Genomic DNA, 18,021 nt, shown 5'->3' on the forward strand with positions numbered 1-18,021 from the left:
GATTGAGCCCAGCCTCCGTCTTCAGGGGCGACGGCAGCCCGCCCGGGATTGCCGCCGAACGATGGAGTAGCGCATGTGCGGTTTCGTGGTGTGTGTCGACAAGGCCGTGATGCCTGAGGGGTCGCCGATCGGCCTCTCGTCCGCTCTCGACGCGATCCACCACCGCGGACCGGACGACTGCTCAGAGGCACACGCCGGCCCGTGCACCTTCGGCTTCCAGCGCCTCGCGATCATCGACACCGACGGCAGCCGCCAGCCCCTGCGTTACCCGGTGTCGGGGCCCCAGGCGGGCCGCTGGACGGTCGTGTGCAACGGCGAGATCTACAACTACCGCGGGCTGCGCGCCGAATTGATCGAGGACTACGGTTGCGAGTTCGCCACCGAGGGCGACATCGAGGTGCTCGCGGCGGCGCTGCACGTGTGGGGCATCGACGCGCTGCGCCGGCTGCGCGGCATGTTCGCCTTCGCGGCGTGGGACGACGTCGAGGGTGTGCTGCACGCGGGGCGCGACCCGTTCGGCATCAAGCCGCTGTACGTGGCGGCGCTCGAGGACCGGCTCTGGCTCGCCAGCGAGAAGAAGACGCTGATGTCCATTGTGGACAGGTATGCGGTCGACAGCACCGCGCTGTCGCATTACCTGACGCTGCAGTACGTTCCGGAGCCGCACAGCCTGCACCGCGACGTCGCCCGCCTCGCCGCCGGCGAACGCCTCGAGTACCGCCCCGGCGGCGACGTGAAGATCGAGTCGTGGTCGCGGCCCATCTTCCGCCCGCAGCCGGTCACCGCCGGCACGGCGCTGCACCAGACGCTCGTCTCCGACATCCGCGAGACGCTGCGCGAGAGCGTGCGCGCGCACATGGTCGCCGACGTGCCGGTCGGGGCGTTCCTGTCGAGCGGGATCGACTCGACGGCCATCGTGGCGCTCGCCCGCGAGGTCAAGCCCGACCTGCGGGTCTACACGGCCGGCTTCGAGGAGACCGAGACCGCCGGCTACTCCGAACTGGGCATCGCGGCCGACACCGCACAGCAGCTCGGCCTGCGCCACACCGCCGCGGTCGTGCGGCCCGAGGACGTCATCGCCACGCTGCCGCGCATCATCTGGCACCTCGACGACCCGCTGGCCGACCCGGCGCTGATCCCGCTGTACTTCGTCGCGAAGGCCGCCGCCCAGGACGTGACGGTGGTGCTCTCCGGCGAGGGCGCCGACGAGCTGTTCGGCGGCTACGCCATCTACCGCGAACCGGCGTCGGTCGCACCGGTGCAGAAGCTGCCGCGCGCCGCGCGCCTCGGACTGCGCGCGCTCGGCCGGCTCATCCCCGAAGGCGTCAAGGGGCACAGCTTCCTCGACCGGGCCACCACCCCCATCGAGGAGCGGTACTACGGCAACGCGCGGATGTTCGACGACCGTTCCAAGGGGCAGCTGCTGCGGGCCGGGATGACGCCGTACACGCAGGTGACCGAGGCGGCCTACGCGGAGGCGGCGGCGCTGGACGACGTCGCCACGATGCAGTACGTGGACCTGCGCACCTGGCTGCCCGGCGACATCCTCACCAAGGCCGACCGCATGTCGATGGCGCACTCGCTGGAGCTGCGGGTGCCGTTCCTGGACAAGCGCGTCTTCGACGTCGCGGCCCGCATCCCGGCCGAACTCAAGGTGCCGCGCGCCCACCGCACCACGAAGGTGGCGCTGCGCGAGGCGATGCGCGGCATCGTGCCGGACTCCGTGGTGGACCGGCCGAAGCTGGGGTTCCCGACGCCGACGCGGGTGTGGCTCAAGGGCGTCGTCGGGGAGTGGGCCGCCGAGGTGATGTTCCGGTCCTCCGCGAGTGAGCTGCTCGACCTCGGCTACGCGCAGAAGCTGCTCGCCGACCACCGGGCCGGCGTCGCCGACTACTCGCGCAAGGTGTGGACCGTGCTGAGCTTCTGCCTCTGGTACGCCATTTTTGTCGAACGGTCGATCGACGCGGCCGCGCCGGTGGGTGTGCCCCGCCAGCGGCAGGCGGCACCGGTGCAGCCGCTGCAGGGCGGCGGAATGGCCTCGCGCGTGGTGGCCGCGTAGCGAAAACCCCATCGACGGCGGCGGTACGTTTCTGGCGTGGATCTCGACGCCTGTCTACGCCGGCTGGGCCTGTCGCACCCCGGTCCCCCGTCCGTGGCGGCGCTGCGCACCGTGCACCGCGCCATGGTCGAACGGGTCGCCTACGAGAACATCGACATCTATCGCGGGCGTCCCGAGCCGCCGCTGGACGTCGACGCGTCGGCCGCGCGGATCGCGTCCGGGCGGGGCGGGTTCTGCTACCACGTCAACGCCACGCTGGGCGGGCTGCTGGACGCGCTGGGCTACACCGTCGTCCGGCACATCGGCGGCGTGTACGGCCGCGACGAGGAGCCGGTCGGCGCCAGCGGCAACCATCTCGCGCTGACCGTCTCGGGACTGCCGGCGCCGCAGTGTCCCGACGGCGTGTGGCTGGTCGACGCCGGCCTCGGCGACGGACCGCACGAGCCGCTGCCGTTGCGGGAGGGCGTCTACCGGCAGGGGCCGTTCACGTACGGGCTGGGGCCCTCACGCGTCATCCCGGGCGGGTGGCACTTCACGCACGACGCCGAGTACGGGTCGTTCCGGGGGTTCGACTTCCGGGACGGGCCGGCCGCGCCGGAGGAGTTCGAGGAGACGAGCCGGTTCCTGACGTACTCGGCGGAGTCGCCGTTCCGCCGGCAGCTGACCGTGCAGCGGCGCGACGCGGGCGGGGTCGACGTGCTGCGCGGCTGCGTGTACACGCGCATCGACGGGGAGGGGCGCCGCTCGCACACCCTGCACGGGTCGGGGGAGTGGTTCGCGTTCCTGCGCGAGCGGTTCGGGCTCACACTGTCCTATTTGGACATCGCCGAGCGGGCCGAACTGTGGCGCAAGGTGCGGGCGCAGCACGAGGAGTGGGCCGCGACCCACCCCTCGTGACGCCGGTCCGTCAGGCGGCCTGGGCGAGCGTGAGCTGGAAGCGGCCCGCGCGATCCGTCCAGCCCTGCACCGTCGTGAAGCCGGCGGCGTCCAGTTCGGCCCGGATGCCCTCCGGCCGGAACTTCGCCGACACCTCGGTGCGCAGTTCCTCGCCGGCGGCGAAGTCGACGTGCAGCCCCAGGTCGCGGATGTGCACCCGCATGTCGGCGGTGGCGCGCAGCCGCATCTCGATCCACTCGCGCTCGGCGTTCCAGAGGGCGACGTGCGCGAACCGGTCCGGGTCGAAGTCGGCGTCCAGTTCGCGGTTGACGACGCGCAGCACGTTGCGGTTGAAGTCGGCCGTCACACCGGCGGCGTCGTCGTAGGCCGGCACCAGCACCGTGGGCGACTTGACGAGGTCGGTGCCGAGCAGCAGCCACTCGCCGGAGTCGACCGCGGAGCGCAGCGCCCCCAGGAAGTCCTTGCGCTCCTCGGGGATCAGGTTGCCGATCGTGCCGCCGAGGAACACCACCAGCCGCCGTCCGCCCGCCGGGAGCGCACCGAGGTGGCGGGTGAAGTCGCCGACGATGCCGCGCACGTGCAGACCCGGGTACGCGGCGTCGATCGCCGCCGTGGACTGCTCCAGCGCGCTGGCCGACACGTCCAGCGGCACGAACGCCCCCAACTCGCCGGTCGCGCTCAGCGCGTCCAGGAGCAGGCGGGTCTTCTCCGATGCGCCGGAACCCAGTTCCACCAACGTCTTTACTCTCGTCAGGGCGGCGATCTCGGCCGCGCGGTCCGCGAGGATCTCGCGCTCCGCGCGCGTCGGGTAGTACTCCGGCAGGCGGGTGATCTCCTCGAAGAGGTCACTGCCCCGCGCGTCGTAGAACCACTTCGGCGGCAGCCACTTCGGCGACGCGGTCAGTCCGGCACGCACGTCGGCGCGCAGCTGCCGCGCGATGTCGGCGTCGTCGATCAGGTACTCCAGCGCTTCGGCGGTCATGCGGTGATGGTCCTTCCGGATAGGTCGGTCAGGTCGACAGCGCCCGTGGTGGCGGCCACGAGGTGCCGGTCGGGTACCGGGCGCCAACCCGGGTCGTCGTCGAGCGGCTCGGAGGCGAGGAGCACCGCGCCGTCCCGGCGGAGGTAGGAGAGGCTGTGCGTCCACGCGGTGGCGACCACGGCGGTCCCGTCGGTGAGCAGCACGTTGAGCCGCGAACCGGGCGCCGCGGCCTCGACCGCGAACACCGTCTCCGCGACGGCGTCCACTGTGGACGCACCGGTGCGCAAGCGGTGCCGCACCAACGCCCACAGCAGCGCCGCGTCGGTCGGCGCGTCGAGCGTCAGCAGGTCCCGCGTCGGCAAAGTGCCGGCGAGGCCGGCGACGCTGTCCGGCCAGCCGGTGATCCTTCCGTTGTGGCTGAACAGGAAGCGCCCCTCGGTGAACGGGGCGGCCGCGGTCTCCATCGTCGGCATGCCGGTGGTGGCGTTGCGCACGGCGCACAACGCCGCCCCGCTCACGGTCGCCGCGGCGAGCGCCGGCAACGCCGCATCCGTCCAAATAGGACAGTCGCGCCGGTAGCGCAACGGCGCGTCGACGCCCGGCTGGTACCACCCCAGCCCGAACCCGTCGGCGTTGACGGATCCGCCGCCGCGCATGTCCCGCGGCGCGTAGCTCTGCCGGAGCAGGCCGTGCGGCGCGTCGACGATCAGCGCGGCCAACGGCCGGGGCGGTCCCAGGTAGGCCAGATGTCGGCACACCCCGCTCAGCCGGTCTCGTCCGGGGTCAGGTCGCGGGCGCACCGGAAGCCGCTGAAGATCTGCCGGCGGATCGGGTAGTCCCAGTTGCGGAACGTGCTGCGGCACGCCGCCGCGTCCGTCCCGAACGACCCGCCGCGCAGCATCTTGAACTTCGGTCCGAAGAACACCTCGGAGTACTCGCGGTACGGGAACGCCGCGAAGCCCGGATAGCCGTGGAAGTCGGTGTCGACCCACTCCCACACGTCACCGATGAGCTGGTGGACGCCGAGCGGCGAGATGCCCCGCGGGTAGGCGCCCACCGGTGCCGGGGCGAGGTGCCGCTGGCCGAGGTTGGCCCGTTCCGGCGTCCACTCGTCGTCGCCCCACGGGTAGCGCAGGCTGCGGCCGCTGCGCGGGTCGAACCGGGCCGCCTTCTCCCACTCGGCCTCGGTCGGCAGCCGCTTGCCGGCCCAGCGGGCGTACGCCTGCGCCTCGTGGAAGCACACGTGCACCACGGGCTCGTCGGCGACGATCGGCGTGGTGCGCCCGAACCGCGTGTACGCCCAGCCGTCGCCGTCGCGCCGCCAGTGCATCGGCGCCTCCAGGCCGGCCTCGAGCCGGTGCGCCCAGCCCTCGTCGCTCCACCACTGCGGGGCCTCGTAGCCGCCGTGCGCGATGAACTCCAGGTACTGCCCGTTGGTGACGGGGGCCGCGTCGATGGCGAACGCCGGCACGTGGACCTGGTGGGACGGCCGTTCGTTGTCCAGCGCCCACGGGTCGGTGTCGGTGCCCATCGTGAACGGCCCGCCCGGCACGCGCACCTCGCGCCCGACCAGGCCCGGCACGATCGACGGGGGCGGCGCGGGCGCGGTCAGCACCGGGTTGCCCGTGCGCAGCTGGTGCGTGGCGAGCATCGTCTCGTCGTGCTGCTGCTCGTGCTGCACGATCATCCCGAACGCGAAGCCGTCGGCGACCAGCCGCCGCCCCTCCAACGGGACGGAGTCGAGCAGGTCGAGCACCTTGTCGCGCACGGTCGACACGTACTGCCGCGCCTCGGCGGGGTTGAGCAGCGGCAGCCCGGGCCGGTCACTGCGCGCGTGCTTGAACGCGTCGTACAGCTCGTCGATGTCGCTGCGCACGGCCTCGCGGCCGCCGACGTCGCGCACGAGCCACAGCTCCTCCTGGTTGCCGACGTGCGCGAGGTCCCACACGAGCGGCGACATGAGCGGGGAGTGCTGGCGGATCAGGTCGCCCTCGTCGACGGATTCGGTGAGCAGGGCCGTGCGGGCGCGGGTGCGCTCCAGCTCGGCCGCCACGCGGGAACGAAGGTCAGGGCTCATCGTGCGGCTCCTTCGGCGGTGGCCAGGCGGCGGTGGACGATGTCGGTGACCTGGGACCGGGTCTCGGCCGGCAGGTCGGTGGTGGGCAGCCGGGCGCAGGCCAGGTCGAGCAGGCGCCGGGCGGTGCGGGCGACGGCCGGGTCGCGCAGCCCGCAGCGGGTCGCCGCGGCCCACCGGTCGGCGGTCGGGGCACAGATGTCGGTGGCTTCGTCCACCGTGTCGGGGTCGGCGAGCAGCGCCGCGAGCACGGCGGCCGGGGCGATCCACTCGTCGCCGGGCTGCGCGTCGAGGTAGCGCACCTCCAGGTAGCCGCGCGGGCGGACCGGCGGGAACAGCGTGCTGAGGTGGTACTCCAGGTCGCCGACCGTGGGTGGGTCGGGCAGCGCGCCGTCGATCCAACCGGCGAAGGTGACCCCGGCGGGGGCGTCCCAACAGCCGTCGGACCTGCGCACGCACATCACCTCGGCGTCGAGCGCGTAGGCGATCCAGTCGTCGGTCGGGTCGTTGCCGTCGCGTTCGGGTGTCCAGACGGGCGCGGTGCGGCTCGGGTCGATCTCCCACCAGGTCGCCATCCGGGCCGACGCGTGGCCGGTGTCCCGTCCGGCGTGCCGGCGGGCGTTGGCGAACGCCGCGAGCAACGGCGGGCCGGCCGCGTGCAGCAGCCGCCACCGGGAGTGCACGTCGGCGACCTCGCCGGCGTCGACGCACACCTGGAGGCCGGCGGTGCTGCACATCTTCTGCCGGCCGTGCGGGCCGCGCCGGTCGTAGGCGCGCTCCATCGCCGCGTAGCGGGGGGTTTCCAGCACCCGGGTCGCGGTGCGGTGCGGGTCGATGCCGGTCGTGCCGAGCGTGAGACCGTGATCGGCCAGGCGGCTGGTCAGTGCCGCGACGTCGGCGCCGGTGTCGCGGTGCAGGACCGCGAGGGAACGGAACGGCGGGGTGGAGATCTCCACCTGACCGCCGGGCTCGACGGTGACGGTGCCTCCGGCGGGGAGCCGCCGGCCGCCGTCAGGCGCGAGCGTGGGTGGTGCGTAGGGGCCGAGCGCGGTGCGCAGGTGCTCGGCGCTGATCGGTCGGGTCGGGTCGTCGGTGTGGTGCAGGGTCCATTCGAGCTCCACTCCCGTGTGTACCGGGGGGCCTGTCTTGAAGCACACCTTCGCGATGTATCCGGCCGCGTCAGCGGGGCTTCGAAGGACCTCGTCACCTTCCCGTTGGTGCTGGTTTGTCACGTCTCGCCACCTTCCGTCGAGAGCTTTTTCGACCGTACCCATTGGGTCTGACAGTCCATGCGGCCAAAAATTATCTTTCGATGACGAGAAGAAGACGCAGGTCCACGCATTGTCTACTACTCCGGTGGGAAAAAGGGTCGGTCGGTGCGGGCCGATCCGGCGCCCCCGCGGACGGCTGTCCCATGATGTGGACTACGTAGTGATGAACGTCGAAATGTGGCGAGCGTCACTTCCGGTCCTGCCGGTGGCTGCGGCTTCCACTAGGGCTAGCTTTGGAGCCATGTCGCAGGAAACCGCTGCCGGTGCCGTCGAGAAGGTCACCGACGATACGTTCGATGACGTGGTGTTGACCGCCAAGGTGCCGGTGGTCGTGGACTTCTGGGCCGAGTGGTGCCAGCCGTGCCTGAAGATCTCGCCGGTGCTCGCCGCCCTCGCCGCGGAGCACCCCGACACGCTCAAGGTCGTCAAGCTCAACGCCGACGAGAACCCGAAGACCACGCTCAAGTACCAGGTCATGTCGATGCCGACGCTCCTGGTGTTCCAGGACGGCGAGGTGGTCCGGTCGCTGATCGGCGCCCGGCCGAAGAGCGCCATCCTCCGGGAGCTGTCCGAATTCGTCTGATCCCACGGGAAAGCGCCGGTCGGGGAGCCCGACCGGCGCTTTCCGTACCTCGGATCGATCAGCCGAAGATGCTCCGGCGGCGGCGGCTACCCGCCACCAGCGTCGCGCCGGCGGCCGTCAGGCCCGCCCCGACGAGAATCATCATGAGCACGCCGGGGCCGGTCACCGCCAGCGCCGACGTCGACGTGGTGCCCGTGCTCGACGCCTGCACCGTGATCGCCAGCGCCATCGACCGGGCGGCGCCGTTCTCGTCGATGCCCTCCGCGACCGCGGTGTGCGCACCCGTCGCGAGGTCCGGCGGGATCGTCACCGGCTTGAGGAAGTCGCCGTCCGCCGTCACGATCGCCGTTCCGAGCACCCGCGGGGCGGAGTGGATCGAGATCGTCACCGTCGAGTACGGCTCGAAGCCGAAGCCGTAGAACGTGACGTCCTGCCCCGGAGCGGCCGTGGTGATGTTGCCGTCCGTCGTGGTCAGTTCGTAGATGCTGTTCGGCGGAACGGTCTCCGACGGCTCCGGTGCGAGCGCCAGGACCTCGTTGGACTCCACCGCCGTCGAACTGCCGCTGACGTTGATCGCCACCACCGACACGGTGTACGTCTTGCCGGCCTCGCCACCCACGAAGCACGTCGTCGTGGCGGCGCTGTCGGTGGTGCACGACGCGGGGCCCGGGTTCGCCGTGGCGATGTAGCCCGTGACGCCGGCCGTGTCGGTCGGCGCGGTCCAGGTGATCGTGATCTTGGTCTCCGTCGCGGTGGCGATGACGTTGCTCACCGGGTCCGGCAGTGCACCCGCCGTCACCTGGAACGACTGCGTCACCTTCGGCGCGGCCGCGTACGTGCCGTTCCCCGCCTGGTCGGCGGAGATGGTGCAGGTGCCCAGCTTCTTCAGGATCACCGTGCCGGTGCTCGGGCTGGCCGGCGCGGCCATGCTCGGCTGCAGTTCGCAGACGGCCGTGGTGCTGCTGCTGAACGTCACCGGCAGCCCGCTGCCCGCCGTCGCCGACACGGTCACCGGGCCCTCGTCGACCTTGGTGTCCGCCGGCGCGTCGAACGTGATCGTCTGGGCCGCCAGCGAGATCACGAACGACTGCGTCACCTTCGGCGCGGCCGCGTAGTCATCGTCACCCGGCTGGGTCGCCTCGATCGTGCACGTGCCGGCCGCCAGCAGGGCGACCGTGCGCTCGGTCGGCCCGCCGCCGTCGGCCACCGGCTCGAGTTCGCACACGGTCGGCGTGGTGACGGTGAAGGTCACGGCCATGCCGGAGTCCACCGTCGCCGAGATCGCCACCGGGCCGGCCGTGATCGCCACGTCCGCCGGCTTGTCGAACGTGATCGTCTGCGGCGCCGGGGTGATCTCGAACGACTGCGACACGGTGTCGGCCGGGTCGTACGTGTTGTCGCCCGCCTGGTCGGCGTCGATCGTGCAGGTGCCCACCTTCAGGAAGGTGAACGTCGCACCGGTCGTCTCCAGGGTCGGGTCCGCCAGTTCGCAGACGTCCGGCGTGGCGCTGCTGAACGTCACCATCAGCTGGGAGTCCGACGTGGCGTCCACCGTCACCGAACCGTCGGAGAACGGCTTGTCCGCCAGCGCGCCGAACGTGATCGTCTGCGCGGTGCCGTGCACCATGAACGACACGGTCTTCTCGGCCGGCTCGTAGGTCGAGTCGCCGGCCTGCGTCGCCTGCAGCGTGCACTCGCCCGGCTTGAGCAGCGACACCGTGAACGTGTTGACGCCGTTGCTCGCCTGCAGCTGCACCTCGCAGACGTCGAGCGTGGTGCTGGCCAGGTCCACCAGCAGGCCGGAGTCCGAGGTCGGCGTCACGTCGACCGACGTGGCGTCGACCAGGTTGACGTCGCCCTGTTCCAGCGAGATCTCCTGAAGCAGCTTGGTGACCTCCAGCGCCGGGTAGCACACCTCGCTGGAGGGGCTGCCCCCCGGCTGCGCGGCACCGCAGCGTTCGCCCAGGTACTCGGCGAACCCGACGAACGTCACCTCACCCGAGCCGAGGCTGTAGGTGCCCGGCGTGGTCGAGGTGACCTGCACGTTGAACTCGCACTGCGCCGTGGCGGCGTCGACCGTTCCGCCGGTGTAGGTGATCGTCTGCCCGCCGGAGGGGGCCGAGAGCGTGCCGCCGCAGCTGTTCGCGCTCGACGGGGTCGTGGCGACCGTGACGCCGGTCGGCAGGGTCGCCGTGACGTCCAGGCCGCTGGCGGAGGTGTCCGGGTTCTCGTCCGTCCAGACCATGTCGAAGGTGAGCGTCGACTCCGCGTCCTGGTACGTGATCGGGTTCGGGTCGAACCGGGCGCCCAGGGTCGGGGCCGCGGCCGTCACGGTCAGTGTCGTCGACGGGACGCTGTTGGTGATGCCGCCGGTGATGCCGGAGACGGCCGAGTCGTCCCACGTGTAGACGCCGGACTTGGCCGACCAGATCCGCACGTCGATGGTGCAGGCGCCGGTGTCGGCCATGATCTCACCGTCGGCGAGCGAGACGGTCTGTTCGCCCTCGACGGCCGTGTGCGTGCCGCCGCAGGTGGAGTCGGCCTCGCCGGCCACCACCAGGTCGGTGGGGAGCGTGAACGTGTAGCCGAGGCCGCTGACGGTGTGGCCCATGGAGCTGCGTTCGAGCATCAACGTCAGGAGCACCGTCTGGTGGTCCTCCACCGACGTGGAGTCGATGCTCGCCGACAGGCCGGGGTACTCGGCCGGGTCGATGGTGACGCTCGGCGACGGGCTGACCGACATGCTCGGGCTCGCCGAGGCGCTGGGCGAGGGGCTCGCGGACGCGCTCGGGCTGACCGAGTCGCTGGGTTCCGGGGAGGCGGTGGCCTCGGCCCGGGCGCCGGCCTTGCCCTTCTTCACGGCCTGCTTGGGCAGCGTGCGCAGGAGCTTCTTGGTGGGCGGCGACGACGGTTCGGCCGACGCGCTCGACTCCTTGGCCTTCTTCTCCTTGGCCTTCTCCGCCGCCTTCTTGGCCTTCTCCGCCTTCTTCTCCGCTGCCTTCTCGTCCGCCGCGGAGCTGCCGGCGGGCTTCGCGCTGTCCTCGGCGATCGCCGGGGTGGTGCCGACCCCTACGACGGTGAGGAGGGCGGTCACCATGACGGCACCCAGCAGCGCTGAGCGGCGCCGGGCCCGCCTTGAGCCCGGCAACACTGTCCTGATCATGAACTCACATCCCCCGATTTCAGGCGCAGCACGTGCCTGGTGCGCCATACGGGGAACATAGGAGAAATGTTCAGATAATTGGCAGGATCCGGCTAAACGACTACAAAGTGAGGCGCGCCGTGATTGTCTTGGGGCGCTGGTACTCGGCGAGCGCGAGCACGCTCAGGTCCGTTCCCTGACCCGAGGCGCGCCGGCCGCCGTGCGGGAGCTCGGCCGTCTGTTCCAGGTGGCAGTTCAGCCAGACCTCGCCGCAGTCCAGCGCGGCCGCCAGCGTCATCGCGGGACCCATGTTGGTGCCCCACACCGAGGCGGCGAGCGCCTGCGGTACGCCGTTCGCCAGGTGGATCAGCTCACCGGGGCCGGAGGCGGCCTGCACCGTCAGGACCGGCCCGAAGACCTCCTCCACCACCGCCGGGTCGTCCGCCGGCAGGTCGGCCAGGATCCGCCCGGCCCGCCAGTAGCCGCCGGCCTCGCCCTCCGCCAGGCGCAGGCCGCCCACGCGCTGCACGCCGGCCGCCGTCCGGGACAGGATGTCGTCCAGCCGGGCCGCCTGGTCCGGGTTGTTCAACGGGCCGAAGTCCGGCCCCGCGTGGCGCGCCGCCATCGCGTCGGCGAGCCCCTGCACCACCTCGTCGTAGTTCTCCCGCAGGGCGAGCACCCGGGCCGGGGCCGCGCAACTCTGGCCGGCGTTGTAGGTACAGGCCGCGACGATCGCGTCGTAGGTGCCCGCGGGCGCGTCCGGCAGGACGATCGCGGCGCAGTTGCCGCCGAGTTCCAGGCTGACCCGCCGCAGGCCGGCCCGCGCCGACACGTCCAGGCCGCCGCGTTGGCTTCCGGTGAACGCGACCATGTCGACCGCGGACTCCACCAGGCGTCGCCCCGTCTCCCGGTCGCCGGGCAGCGCGACGAGGACATCCGCCCCCAGGATCTCCCGGGCGAACCGCGCCAGCAGCAGCGCACTGTCGGGCGTCGTCTCGGCGGGCTTCAGCACGACCGTGTTGCCGGCCGCGAGCGCGGGCCCGATCCGCCACATCGCCATCAACAGCGGGTAGTTCCACGGAACGATCGCCGCCACCACCCCCAGCGGCTCCCAGCGCACCCACGACTCGTGCCCGGGCAGGCGGTGCCCGCTCGCCGGCGTCAGTTCGGCCCGCAGCGCGCCGGCGTAGAAGCGCAGCACGTCGGCGGCGGTCTCCACCTCGCTGACGGCGTCCGCGAGCGGCTTGCCCGTGCCGGCCCGTTCGGCGGCCACGAACGCGTCGCCGTTCGACTCGATGGCCTCGGCGAGCGCGAGAAGGCGGCGCGACCGGTAACGCGGGGTGAGCCCCGACCACACCGGGAAGGCCGCCCGGGCCGCGGCGACGGCGTCATCGACGGAGAGCGGGTCGGCGGTCAGCTCGCGCCGGTCACCGGTGCGCGGGTCGGTCAGCATCCACCTATTAAAGACTCAACCCGTAGGAACGCAGCCACAGCTCCAGGGTCAGGACCAGCCACAGCTTGCCGCCCTGGCGGGGCAGCAGCGTGCCCTCGCGGCGCACCCAGGCGCGGATGGTCTCCGGGCGGAACAGCCCGCTGCCGCCGCGACCGAGCAGCACCTCGTGGGTCAGGTCGCGCAGCGGCCCGTCGAGCCACTGCTGCACCGGCACCCGCATGCCGCTCTTGGGCCGGTCGACGATCGTGTGCGGCAGCAGGTCCCGCACGGCCTCCTTGAGGATCCACTTCTCCACGGTGCCGGCGAGCTTGAGCGTCGGCGGCACCGCGAACGCGTGATCGATCACCGCGCGGTCGAACAGCGGCGAGCGGCCCTGCAGGCCCCGGGCGGCGGTGAGGCGTTCGACCTTGGTGAGGATGTGGTGCGCGCCCTTGGTCCGCAGGTTGACGTGCAGCAGGCGGTTGAGCAGGGACTCCATGCCGACGTTGAGGTACGGGGCGACGAAGCGTTCGAGCGGCGGGGCGTCGCGCAGGGCGTGCCGCACCTCCGGGGTCAGCAGCACCGGCAGGTCGGCGAGGCACTTGCGGTACGAACGCAGGTACGCGGCGGCCCGCGCGCCCGGGTCGGGATCCTCGCGGTGCAGCTCGAAGATGAGCATCGGCAGGTTCTTCGGGCCGCCGAAGACCGGGTCGCCGCCCTCGCCGTTCAGGAGCATGTCGTGGCCGTCGGCCGCCACCGCCTCGGCGAGCATCAGATTGGGAACGGTGAGCGGATCGCCGACCGGCGAGTCGAGCAGGGCCACCGTCTCGGCGAGCCGGGAGGCGACGGCGGTGCCGGAGACGTTCAGCACCCGGTGCCGCGTGTGGCAGTGCGTCGCCACCAGGCCGGAGTACGCCAGTTCGTTCGGCAGGTCGGTGCCGAAGCTGATCGAGTACGTGTGCACCGGATGGTCGTGCAGCTTCGCGGCGAGCGCCGTGACGAGGCTGCTGTCGATCCCGCCCGAGAGCAGAACGGCCACCGGCCCGCCCGCCGGCAGCCGCCGCACGGTGGCCTTCTCCAGCAGCGTGCGCAGCACCTGCACGGGATCCCCGTCGGCGGGAGTGCCCTCGACCGGTTCCCAGAACACCTCCTCGCGGGTGCCGCCGTCGGGAGAAAGACGCAGGCAGCGGCCGGGCAGCAGCTCCCGCACCCCCTCGATCAGCGTCTCCTCGCCCGGCAGGTAGGCGAACGTCAGGAACGAGCGCACGGCCGCCAGGTTGAGCCCGCGCCCCTCCCGGAGTGCCCGCAGCGACGTGCCCGCCGTCCACCCGCCCACCCCGTGCGCGTAGAACGCCGTCCGCGCCCCCACGTGATCACGGATCAGGACGAGATCGGCACCGTCGCGGGCCGCCACGACGAACATGCCCTCCACGTCCCGCAGCCCGGCGGCTCCCGCGCGGCGGTACAGCCGGACCAGGAGTTCGAGGTCGGAGCAGTCGTCGGCGCCGCCGGGCAGCGACGCGCGGTTGTGCAGCGTCACCTCGCCCACGGCCCGCAGGCCGTCCACCTCCACCGGCCCGGTGGCGTGTCCCGGCTCGGCCGGCAGCAGTCCGATCGAGGCGGGGGTGACCAGGAAGCGCGCCATCAGCCGAAGTCGTCGCTGTCGCCGGAGTCGTCGCCGTCGAAGTCCCAGTCGCTGTCGGAGTCGCCGCCCGACTGGGCCTGCTGCTGCACCTGCTGGCGGGCCTGCTCGCGCAGGTCCTCTTCCTCCTCCGGCGACATGAACATCGGCGGCGCCACGATCGCCCCGAGCACCGCGCCGGCGCCGACGGCCGCGAGGATGGCCCCCATCCGCCCGCCGAACGTGGTGCGGTTGCGGGTCAGCGTGCCGTTGCCCCACACGGTGCGCCCGTAGCCGATGTCGCGCCCGTAGACGGCCTGCCCGCCCGCGTAGAACCGCTTGACGATGCGGTTGCCCAGCAGTTCGTCGGTGCCCTGCTGGCCCTGGTTGTCGCGCCAGTGCACGAGGCGGTCCGGGCCGCGCCGGCGCCACTCCTCGCGGCCGTCGGAGAAGCGCCGGTGCACGCTGCCGTCGGCGAGCAGTTCGTCCGTGTAGTTGATCTCGCGATACTGGGACATCGTCCCTTCACCCCTCGGGCCAGGTCAGGTAGCCGACCGCCGAGAGCTGGCGGAGGCGGGGAACGGTGCGGACCTTGCGGAACCCGCGGACGAGCCGGTGCACCGTGCGCAGCAGCCGGGCCGGCGGAACGGCCGCGACCTCGGCGGTGTTCCCGCGCGCGAGCCAGTCCCGCTCCCACGGCGCCCACAGCCGGGCCTGCGCGCCGGGGATGCCTCCCTCGCCGCGGCGGCGCGTCAGGTGCAGCGCGGCGGCGTGTGCCGGGCGCAGCCCGAGCGGCTCCACCGGCGTCGCCTCCGGGAACGCCTCCCGCGCGGCGGCCACCGCGGCCAGCCCCGCGAGGCTCGCGTCGTGCAGGACGAACACCGTGCCGTCGCCGCGTTCGAGGGCGGTGCCGAGGCGCGGGTCGAGCGGCAGGTCGTCGAGGGCGTACACCGGGCAGGCGGACTCCATGTGCAGCTCGTTGGCGCGCAGCATCGCGGCGATCTCCGCGTCCTGGCAGACCAGCAGGCGGGGCAGGCCGTAGTCGTACAGGTCGACCGGCTCCGGCGCCGTGCTCGACCGGGCGGGCGCGGGGGAGACCACGCCGGGCGGCGGGCCGAAGCGGGCCAGCGCCGCCGCGAAGGCGTTCTCCGACACCGCCGGCGGCAGCGTGAACCGGGGCCGCCGGCCGATCCGGTACAGCGGCTGGCGGCTCCGGTTGAGTTCGTAGTACAGCTGCCGGGCGGTGAACCGGAGGCCGCCGGGCGCACCCGCCCGCGTGGCGGCGTTCCGCCAGGCCCGCTGACTGATCATCTACGCCGCCGGCCAGGTGAGGAAACCCACCGACGCGGCGCGACGGGTGTCGGGGTCGGCCGCGCCGAGCCGGTCGACCGCGGTCTGCACGCGCTGCAGGAGCGACGCCGGCTTGATCGCCGCGACCGGGCTCCACCAGCCCTTGGCGAGCCAGTCGAGGTCGGCGTCGGAGAGCTGACCGCGCAGCGCCGCCAGGTGTTCCTGCGGCGGCGGCACGTCACGCAGCTTCGCCGCACCCTTGGCCGCCTTCACCGCGGCGGGGCGCGGCGACGCGTCCATCACCCGGCGGCCGGGCCACATCGCCCGCATCTTCGCCGCGAACGCGTATCCGGCCACGCTCGCGTCGTGCAGCAGCAGCACCGGCACCCCCTGCGGGACGTGCGCGGGCCGGTCGGCGAGGTGCACGTTCAGGCGCTGCGGAACGCCGTTGGCGGCCAGGCAGGTGAGCACGGAGGAGTCGGGGCTGAGCACCGCCAGCACCGGCCGGGCGGGCGGGGCCACCGAGGGAAGCTGCCGCACGAGGCCCGGCGGGTAGCCGCCGTACACGCGGTGCCACGAGTTGAGGTTGGCCGCGAACGCCTGCGGCGTCGTGGAGATCCGGACCTTCTTGTGCCACACCCCGGTGAGCCGCAGCGTGACGGCCAGGATCACGCCGCCGTACAGGAGCAAGGCCGGCAGGAACGCCACGAACGACTCCGTGCCGATCGCCACGAACAGGAACACGGTGCCGGTGAACAGAGCGACGAAGCTGCCGCCGAGCATGGCCGAACCGGTGGCGGCCGACTTCAGGTGCTTGCCCGCCGCCGCCCAGTACAGCTGCTGCGAGGTGTACGCGTAGCGGCCGCTGTCGCTGAGCTGCGTGGTCAGCCGGTGCAGCCGCAGGTCGTGCAGCTTGAGGTCGTTCTCCTTCGGATCGAGCGCGAACTCCCGCCGGCACTTCGAGCAGCGGTGCCCGGTCCGCTCCTTGGCCTTGACGTCCTTGTGGCAGTGCGGGCAGATCATGCGGCCTGCTCCTTCGCACCGGTACCGCCGGGCCAGGTCAGGTAGCCGACCGCGCGGGCGGCCCGGCGGTCCGGATCGGTGCGCCGTCCGGCGGCCGCCTCCACCTTCTTGATCAGCGGCTCGGGGCGCAGCGCGGCGATCGGGCTCCACCAGCCCTGCCGCAGCCAGTCGAGGTCGGCCGGCCGGAGCCGTCCCGCGGCGGCCACCGTCGCCAGCGTGGCGGCCTTCGGCGGGGTGTCCCGCAGGCGCACGGCCGCGGCCGCGTCGCGCACGACCGACGGTGCCGGCGTCAGGTCGGTGACCGCCCGGCCCGGCAGCGCGGCGCGGGCCCACTCCGCCCACGCGTATCCCTGAACGCTCACGTCGTGCAGCAGCACCACCGGCACACCCGCGGGCACCTGACCCGGCTCGCCGGCCAGCGCCACGCGGAGCCGTTCGGGCACGCGGTTGGCCTGGAGGCAGACGAACGTGCCCCGGTCGGGCGTGAGCACCGCCAACGCCGGCTCGGGCAGCGGCTGGTACGGCGCCTCCGGGGCGAGGCCGGGCAGCGGGGCGCCGTGCGCCGGAGCCCAGGCGTTCGCCACCGTCGCGTGGAACTCGCGCAGCGACATCCGCGGCCGCACCGGACGGATCACCCGCGACGCCACCGCCAGCAGCAGCGCGCCGAACCCGGCGATCCCGCCGAACAGCGTCGCCGGCAGGTACAGCCCGGGCAGCGGCACCGCGGCGGCGGCGACGAACAGCGCGACGCTGATCGTGGCCACCGGGATGGGCGCCGTCCAGCGGCGTTCCGGGCGGGCGTCGGTGCCGAGGTAGCGCCGCGCGGCCGCGTAGTACAGCTGCTCGACGCTGAACCAGTACCGCCCGTTGCCGGACAGCCGCGCCGCGAGGCGTTGGACCCGGACGTCGTGCAGCCGCAGCGGATTGTCCCGCGGGTCGAGGACGAACGAGCGCCGGCAGAGCCCGCACCGCCGCCCGGTGCGCTGGCGGCGCTTCACGTCTCGGGAGCAGTGCGGGCACCTCATCGGCGTTCCAGCCGGTGGGCCGCGTCGCGCAGCACCCGGGCGAGGCGCTCCCGCAGGGAGGTGCGCCCCGGTCCCCCGTCGAGCGTGTGCAACGCCTTGGCGAGCATCACGTAGTCCACAGCGGAATCCTGCACCGCCAGAGCCCGGCGTTCGGCCTCCTCGGCCGTGATCGCGTAGTCGGCGTGGTCGATTCCGTAGCCCGTGTTGGCCGCGAGGATCAGCAGCGGCCGGCCGTCCCGGTTGCCGAACGAGTGCGGCAGCAGCGCCGGGATGCGGATCATCGTGCCGGGCGTGAGCGGCACCCGGACCGGGCGTTCGCGGGCGGCGTCGTACACCCCGCAGGAGGCGTAGCCGAGGCTCAGCACGAAGTGTTCGCCCCCGTGCGCGTGCGGCGTGAACGCGCTGTGCGGGCGCACCACGCCCAGCTTGTACGTGGCGTTGCTGGGGCGTTCGGGGGAGGTGGCGCGGTCGCCGACGAAGTAGCGGGCCAGCTGTCCGTCGTCGATGAAGTCGTCGAACCCGTCCAGCGGGCCACTCTCGTCACCCCGGGCCACCAGCGGCGCAGCGGCACCGCCGAGGGTGTACACCTCGACGCCCGCCGGCAGCATGACCATAAGCCGGA

General features: G+C 72.7%; 15 protein-coding genes. 3 read left to right on the plus strand and 12 right to left on the minus strand.

Features of this window, described 5'->3' with window-relative positions; translation table 11 throughout:
- Nucleotides 1–73 precede the first annotated feature (73 nt).
- Both asnB and Val02_RS06815 read left to right on the plus strand, forming a co-directional pair.
- Nucleotides 74–2,059, plus strand: coding sequence for an asparagine synthase (glutamine-hydrolyzing) (gene asnB, locus Val02_RS06810; RefSeq protein ID WP_203898058.1), 1,986 nt, complete (start codon nt 74–76; stop codon nt 2,057–2,059).
- Nucleotides 2,060–2,095: 36 nt separating this feature from the next.
- Entirely contained in the window at nt 2,096–2,956 is an 861-nt protein-coding gene (locus tag Val02_RS06815; RefSeq protein WP_203898059.1) for an arylamine N-acetyltransferase family protein, read from the plus strand.
- Between the two features lie 10 nt (nt 2,957–2,966).
- Here Val02_RS06815 and egtD read toward each other — a convergent pair whose 3' ends face one another.
- The 4 genes from egtD to egtA are packed head-to-tail and all read right to left on the minus strand — an operon-like array spanning nt 2,967 to nt 7,244.
- The gene (gene egtD / locus Val02_RS06820) at nt 2,967–3,938 is read right to left on the minus strand and encodes an L-histidine N(alpha)-methyltransferase (protein ID WP_203898060.1); all 972 of its coding nucleotides are present in this window, start codon (nt 3,936–3,938) and stop codon (nt 2,967–2,969) included.
- The gene (gene egtC, locus Val02_RS06825; RefSeq protein ID WP_203898061.1) at nt 3,935–4,696 is read right to left on the minus strand and encodes an ergothioneine biosynthesis protein EgtC; all 762 of its coding nucleotides are present in this window, start codon (nt 4,694–4,696) and stop codon (nt 3,935–3,937) included. The genes egtD and egtC overlap by 4 nt, the downstream gene beginning before the upstream one ends.
- A gap of 5 nt (nt 4,697–4,701) precedes the next feature.
- A complete protein-coding gene (gene egtB / locus Val02_RS06830; protein WP_203898062.1) occupies nt 4,702–6,015 on the minus strand; it encodes an ergothioneine biosynthesis protein EgtB in 1,314 nt (437 codons plus the stop codon).
- On the minus strand, nt 6,012–7,244 hold the full coding sequence (gene egtA / locus Val02_RS06835) for an ergothioneine biosynthesis glutamate--cysteine ligase EgtA (RefSeq protein ID WP_275415555.1): 1,233 nt from the start codon (nt 7,242–7,244) through the stop codon (nt 6,012–6,014). The genes egtB and egtA overlap by 4 nt, the downstream gene beginning before the upstream one ends.
- Before the next feature lie 280 nt (nt 7,245–7,524).
- On the opposite strand from egtA, the gene trxA reads away from it, so the two are divergent.
- Complete coding sequence (gene trxA, locus Val02_RS06840) at nt 7,525–7,866, plus strand: thioredoxin (RefSeq protein ID WP_203898064.1); 342 nt, start codon at nt 7,525–7,527, stop codon at nt 7,864–7,866.
- Nucleotides 7,867–7,924: 58 nt separating this feature from the next.
- Here trxA and Val02_RS06845 read toward each other — a convergent pair whose 3' ends face one another.
- From Val02_RS06845 to Val02_RS06880, 8 genes are all read right to left on the minus strand, one after another.
- Nucleotides 7,925–10,963 (minus strand): fibronectin type III domain-containing protein, encoded by a 3,039-nt coding sequence (locus Val02_RS06845; protein WP_203898065.1) that lies wholly within the window; start codon nt 10,961–10,963, stop codon nt 7,925–7,927.
- Between the two features lie 166 nt (nt 10,964–11,129).
- Entirely contained in the window at nt 11,130–12,461 is a 1,332-nt protein-coding gene (locus Val02_RS06850; RefSeq protein WP_203898066.1) for an aldehyde dehydrogenase family protein, read from the minus strand.
- A 7-nt stretch (nt 12,462–12,468) separates the two neighbouring features.
- Nucleotides 12,469–14,085 carry an asparagine synthetase B family protein gene (locus Val02_RS06855; protein ID WP_203898067.1) on the minus strand — a complete coding sequence of 539 codons (1,617 nt, stop codon included), beginning with the start codon at nt 14,083–14,085 and terminating at the stop codon, nt 12,469–12,471.
- A complete protein-coding gene (locus Val02_RS06860) occupies nt 14,085–14,579 on the minus strand; it encodes a hypothetical protein (RefSeq protein ID WP_203898068.1) in 495 nt (164 codons plus the stop codon). The genes Val02_RS06855 and Val02_RS06860 overlap by 1 nt, the downstream gene beginning before the upstream one ends.
- Nucleotides 14,580–14,586: 7 nt before the next feature.
- The gene (locus Val02_RS06865; protein ID WP_203898069.1) at nt 14,587–15,372 is read right to left on the minus strand and encodes a hypothetical protein; all 786 of its coding nucleotides are present in this window, start codon (nt 15,370–15,372) and stop codon (nt 14,587–14,589) included.
- Nucleotides 15,373–16,374, minus strand: a complete 1,002-nt coding sequence (locus Val02_RS06870) for a hypothetical protein (RefSeq protein WP_203898070.1) — start codon at nt 16,372–16,374, stop codon at nt 15,373–15,375.
- Entirely contained in the window at nt 16,371–17,372 is a 1,002-nt protein-coding gene (locus Val02_RS06875; RefSeq protein ID WP_203898071.1) for a hypothetical protein, read from the minus strand. The genes Val02_RS06870 and Val02_RS06875 overlap by 4 nt, the downstream gene beginning before the upstream one ends.
- A gap of 23 nt (nt 17,373–17,395) precedes the next feature.
- On the minus strand, nt 17,396–18,013 hold the full coding sequence (locus Val02_RS06880) for a cupin domain-containing protein (RefSeq protein ID WP_203898072.1): 618 nt from the start codon (nt 18,011–18,013) through the stop codon (nt 17,396–17,398).
- Between the last annotated feature and the right edge of the window lie 8 nt (nt 18,014–18,021).

Source organism: Virgisporangium aliadipatigenens, from assembly GCF_016863615.1.
GTDB classification, from domain to species: Bacteria; Actinomycetota; Actinomycetes; order Mycobacteriales; family Micromonosporaceae; genus Virgisporangium; species Virgisporangium aliadipatigenens.

What these genes read in the sequence shown, in the direction of transcription:
- Val02_RS06845 (WP_203898065.1), bottom strand. Translation starts at nt 10,963, where the DNA reads ATGGTGACCGCCCTCCTCACCGTCGTAGGGGTCGGCACCACCCCGGCG.
- Val02_RS06880 (WP_203898072.1), bottom strand. Translation starts at nt 18,013, where the DNA reads ATGGTCATGCTGCCGGCGGGCGTCGAGGTGTACACCCTCGGCGGTGCC.
- Val02_RS06855 (WP_203898067.1), bottom strand. Translation starts at nt 14,085, where the DNA reads ATGGCGCGCTTCCTGGTCACCCCCGCCTCGATCGGACTGCTGCCGGCC.
- Val02_RS06850 (WP_203898066.1), bottom strand. Translation starts at nt 12,461, where the DNA reads ATGCTGACCGACCCGCGCACCGGTGACCGGCGCGAGCTGACCGCCGAC.
- egtD (WP_203898060.1), bottom strand. Translation starts at nt 3,938, where the DNA reads ATGACCGCCGAAGCGCTGGAGTACCTGATCGACGACGCCGACATCGCG.
- Val02_RS06870 (WP_203898070.1), bottom strand. Translation starts at nt 16,374, where the DNA reads ATGATCTGCCCGCACTGCCACAAGGACGTCAAGGCCAAGGAGCGGACC.
- Val02_RS06860 (WP_203898068.1), bottom strand. Translation starts at nt 14,579, where the DNA reads ATGTCCCAGTATCGCGAGATCAACTACACGGACGAACTGCTCGCCGAC.
- Val02_RS06865 (WP_203898069.1), bottom strand. Translation starts at nt 15,372, where the DNA reads ATGATCAGTCAGCGGGCCTGGCGGAACGCCGCCACGCGGGCGGGTGCG.
- trxA (WP_203898064.1), top strand. Translation starts at nt 7,525, where the DNA reads ATGTCGCAGGAAACCGCTGCCGGTGCCGTCGAGAAGGTCACCGACGAT.
- egtB (WP_203898062.1), bottom strand. Translation starts at nt 6,015, where the DNA reads ATGAGCCCTGACCTTCGTTCCCGCGTGGCGGCCGAGCTGGAGCGCACC.
- asnB (WP_203898058.1), top strand. Translation starts at nt 74, where the DNA reads ATGTGCGGTTTCGTGGTGTGTGTCGACAAGGCCGTGATGCCTGAGGGG.